Consider the following 1,999-nt stretch of genomic DNA (forward strand, 5'->3'; position numbering starts at 1 on the left):
ATCGCTTCGGCATAACCCGCGACATCGATGCTGCCGAAACTCGGGGACCTAAAGGGGGTCAGGACATAGAACGGGCACAGATATACGCTAAGCGTCTCTGCGCGCACTTATGGGTCGACTCTATGCGTCGACGACTCCAGCATTCCAAAGGCATCCATCGGACAGTTGTAGCATCGCCTCTCGTCGCAGAGCCGGCATATCGTCAGCGCCGAGACAGCGTCGTCAGACATCTGCGCAAGTATTGTCTCGGCAATACGTTCCAGCACGAGGCGGTCAGCATTCGAGACATGGCTAAGGATTTCGGATAAAGTCTCGTTTCTTCGTTGCAGGATCGCAGATAGGCGAGTCTCGCCTGCCTCAGTGAGCATCAGCGCTACTGCACGACGGTCCCGTAGCGCTTTGGATCGAACGGCGAACCCGGCTGCAACCAATCGATCGACAAGCCGCACCGTCCCCGCGTGGGACAAGCCTAGCACCCGTCCTAATTCGTCGATCGAAAGACCGGTCGCGTGACCGATGACGACGATCGCCGCGGTGGTTTCGCCACCGCCGGGTATCGTCGGGTCGAATGCCGCCTTCTTAATTCGATCGGTGATGCCCACTGCGAGGGCGCCGAACAGATTGACGAGCCGGTCCGAGAGTACGTTCAAAGGGTTGCCTCATTCATTGACGGCGTATAGTGTATGCGCAGCGCATATATCACGCCTGTCTAAGCATGAAGGCAGGTCATGCGCCATGATGAAAGCGAGGCACCATGTTTTCGACATTACACATAGCTGAAAAGACGACCGGCTCTCGCGGGTCTCTCGCGTTGCTGCGCTGGGCGCTGGTGGTCATCTTTCTCTGGTTCGGTTGCATGAAATTCACGAGCTATGAAGCGATGGGCATCGCGCCATTGATGAAGAACAGTCCGATCATGAGCTGGATTCCGGCCGTTTTTGGGGTGCAGGGTGGAAGCTATTTTATAGGCACCGTCGAGCTCGCGACGGCCGCTGCGCTGATTATCGGTGCTTTCAACAAGACGGCCTCCGCTCTCGGCGCGGCGATGTCATGCCTGACTTATGCCGTGACACTGACGTTTTTCCTGAGCACGCCTGGCGTCGCCGAGCCGACCGCTGGCGGGTTCCCGGCGATTTCGGCCGGAACCGGACAGTTCCTGTTGAAGGACCTGGTGCTTCTTGCGGCATCAGCGTGCCTTCTACTTGCGTCCATACGGACAGCAGACGCGTGACGGCAAACAGGTGATAGGCGACGCTCCGGACCTGCGCTTTTGCCGAACCATACCCGCCTCAGCCCATAACGATCGACAAACCCTGTCGCTTTGATAGGGTGTTCGAAAACATGCTTTCGAGGGTTTGTCGTACATGCTGGTCGGATATATGCGGGTGTCAACGACCGATGACCGCCAAACGGTCGATCTCCAGCGGGACGCGCTCGTCGCAACCGGGGTCGATCATCGGCATCTCCATACCGACAAGGCATCCGGCGCGCGCGACGACCGACCAGGCCTGAAAGCCTGCCTCGACTATCTGAACGCGGGCGACACACTGATCGTGTGGAAGCTCGACCGGCTCGGACGCTCGCTGCCGCACCTGCTGACGATCGTCACCGATCTGAAGGCGCGCGGCATCGCGTTCCGGTCGCTGACCGAGCAGATGGATACGACCACGCCGCACGGCGAATTGCTGTTCTCGCTGTTCGGTGCATTGGCACAATATGAGCGTGCGCTCACGCGCGAACGGGTGATGGCGGGACTGGCTGCTGCCAAACGCCGGGGACGCCAAGGTGGCCGCCCGCCGATGATCGACGCCGAAACGCTCGAGCGGATCACCGCCGCGCTGGATGGCGGGGCCAGCAAGGCGTCCGTCTGCCGGACCTTCAAGGTGCCGCGTTCGACCCTTCTCGGCACTGACCGGCCCCCACTGAGTGGTCCGGGTTGATTGTTAGTGCAAGATTGCCTCGGGCGCCATGGCTGGCCGCAGGTGGAGCGAAGCGGAAC

Annotated in this window: 3 protein-coding genes; 2 read left to right on the plus strand and 1 reads right to left on the minus strand. The window is 60.2% G+C overall.

Going from position 1 to position 1,999, the window contains the following annotated elements:
• Positions 1-107: 107 nt before the first annotated feature.
• Entirely contained in the window at positions 108-650 is a 543-nt protein-coding gene (locus AAFM29_RS17350) for a MarR family winged helix-turn-helix transcriptional regulator (RefSeq protein ID WP_010339851.1), read from the minus strand.
• Between the two features lie 104 nt (positions 651-754).
• Between AAFM29_RS17350 and AAFM29_RS17355 the strand changes: the two genes are divergently transcribed.
• Positions 755-1,231: a YkgB family protein gene (locus AAFM29_RS17355; protein ID WP_010339850.1), complete on the plus strand. Its 477-nt coding sequence runs from the start codon at positions 755-757 to the stop codon at positions 1,229-1,231.
• 133 nt (positions 1,232-1,364) lie between these two features.
• Positions 1,365-1,940 (plus strand): recombinase family protein, encoded by a 576-nt coding sequence (locus AAFM29_RS17360; RefSeq protein WP_341713973.1) that lies wholly within the window; start codon positions 1,365-1,367, stop codon positions 1,938-1,940.
• Positions 1,941-1,999: the final 59 nt, after the last annotated feature.

This window comes from Erythrobacter sp. (genome assembly GCF_038133525.1).
Lineage (GTDB): Bacteria > Pseudomonadota > Alphaproteobacteria > Sphingomonadales > Sphingomonadaceae > Qipengyuania.

What these genes read in the sequence shown, in the direction of transcription:
- AAFM29_RS17360 (WP_341713973.1), top strand. Translation starts at nt 1,365, where the DNA reads ATGCTGGTCGGATATATGCGGGTGTCAACGACCGATGACCGCCAAACG.
- AAFM29_RS17355 (WP_010339850.1), top strand. Translation starts at nt 755, where the DNA reads ATGTTTTCGACATTACACATAGCTGAAAAGACGACCGGCTCTCGCGGG.